The organism is Promineifilum sp. (SeqCode) (assembly GCF_041918635.1).
In the GTDB taxonomy this organism is placed as follows: Bacteria; Chloroflexota; Anaerolineae; order Promineifilales; family Promineifilaceae; genus Promineifilum.
On sequence record NZ_JAYRVJ010000418.1, the window covers coordinates 1 to 1,743 of the forward strand.

The 1,743-nt window shown below is 67.9% G+C and carries 2 protein-coding genes and 1 pseudogene; all 3 read right to left on the reverse strand.

The window, feature by feature from the left end:
- Window positions 1-840 (reverse strand): ArnT family glycosyltransferase (locus ACE3UY_RS13025; RefSeq protein ID WP_374687943.1); only part of this gene is annotated, 840 nt, incomplete at its 3' end.
- A 123-nt stretch (window positions 841-963) separates the two neighbouring features.
- Window positions 964-1,254: an antibiotic biosynthesis monooxygenase gene (locus ACE3UY_RS13030; RefSeq protein ID WP_374687944.1), complete on the reverse strand. Its 291-nt coding sequence runs from the start codon at window positions 1,252-1,254 to the stop codon at window positions 964-966.
- A gap of 75 nt (window positions 1,255-1,329) precedes the next feature.
- Window positions 1,330-1,743: pseudogene (locus ACE3UY_RS13035) on the reverse strand (hypothetical protein); the annotation flags it as partial.

Consider the following 1,743-nt stretch of genomic DNA (forward strand, 5'->3'; position numbering starts at 1 on the left):
CGGGTTGCCGGCGGCGTAGGCGGGACGGAAGTCAATGCCGTTGACCAGCCGCGCCGCGTGGCGCAGCCCCTCGCCGCTCAGGCTCAGCGCGCCGCCGCTCAGGAAGCTGCTCGCCTTGCCGGCGTTGACGCCGGCGCGGGTGCTCAACCCCCAGGCGTAGAGCGCCGCCCCGGCCAGGAAGAGCGCCAGCGCGGCCAGCGCCGCCCGGCGCGGCAGCCGCCGCCGGAAGATGAGCAGCAGCGGGCCGAGCACCAGCAGCACGCCCCACGCCTGCACGTAGGTCTGCGCCAGCAGCGTCACCGCCACGCCGCCGGCCAGGAAGCGGCGCGGCGAGGGGCGATCCTCGACGAACGCCGGCCCGACGAACGTCGGCCACAGGCCCCAGGCGATGACGGCCATGAAGAACGGCACAAGCGACTGCACCCACGTCGTGCGGCTGAAGAAGACCACCCACGGGCTGACGGCGAAGAGGAAGGCGGCGACCAGCCCGCCGCGCGCGCCGAGCAGGTCGGCCGCCACCCGCCAGACGAACCAGGTGGCGGCGCTGTTCAGCAGCAGGATGAACGCCTGCACCGCCCACGGCGACCGGACGAGCAGCAGCGGGATGGCCTGCAGGTAGGGCATCAGCGCCGGGTTGTCGAGGAAGACGGACGAGGGCTGGCCGATGACCGGCCACCCCCCCCCGTCGAGCAGGCCGAGCGCCTGGAAGGCGGGGTAACTCTGGTCGTAGCCGTAGCGGATCTGCCCCATCTGCATGAAGCGCAACGCCGCGCCCAGCAGGACGACGGCCAGGGGCAGGAGTGAGGCGGGCAGGGGCGGGCGATGAGTGAAGCGTTGCATCCGGGGCCGATAATAGCCCCGCCCCCGCGCCGCGGCGAATGATCGAAAGAAATGGCTACGGATCAACACGGATAAGAAGGGATTCTAAAATCCGTTTTGTCCGTCTTAATCCGTAGCCATTTCTTATCTATAGCTGACCAGCACCTCGCCCGTGCTGCGCTGCTGGGGGCTGGCGAGGTGGGGGATGACGTGTTCGTTGAACCAGGTGGGGCCGAACGACTGCGCCCCGGCCACGGCGCTGGCCGCGTCCTCCCACAGGATGATGACGATCCCTCGATCCTCGGCCTCCTGGATCAGATAGAAATCTCTGAAGCCGGGCTGCCGGGCCAGCAAGGGAACCCCCTCGTCCCTCACCGCCGCCCGAAACGCTTCCACCGGCCGGTCAAAGTGTAAATGATTCACCACCGCGTACATATCTACCCTCCAGCAATCGAAAGATATCTCTTCTGAAAATCTGCGTAATCTGCGAAATCTGCGGATTCTTCCCTCTTACGCCATTTGTGACGCGATTTCCTGGCGCTCCTCGAACCGCGGATAAGTGAGCCGATAGCCCAGCAGCCGCCCCAGCCCGGCCAGCGCCCCAAACATCACCCGCTGCGCCGGCAACGGGATGTTGGGCAGGTAGCTATTGGGCAGCAGCGCGTTGAAGAGGATGGCCGCCTGGAGCACATTCGGTTGGCCCTGCGCGTTGACCTTGCCCTCGCGCGCCAGGCCAAAGCTCGTCTGCGCCCCGGCCAGCGCCGCCGTCAGGGTCTCGCCGTCCGGCCGGATGGCCTCGGTCGTCTGGCGCACGACCAACTCCTCGTCGCTGATGCTCCACGGGTGGATGTGAGTCGTGTCGAGCGGGATGACCACCGTCTCGCCCGCCTCGGCCGTGCGTTCCTCGTCGCCGCAGACGTAAGC

What these genes read in the sequence shown, in the direction of transcription:
- ACE3UY_RS13030 (WP_374687944.1), bottom strand. Translation starts at nt 1,254, where the DNA reads ATGTACGCGGTGGTGAATCATTTACACTTTGACCGGCCGGTGGAAGCG.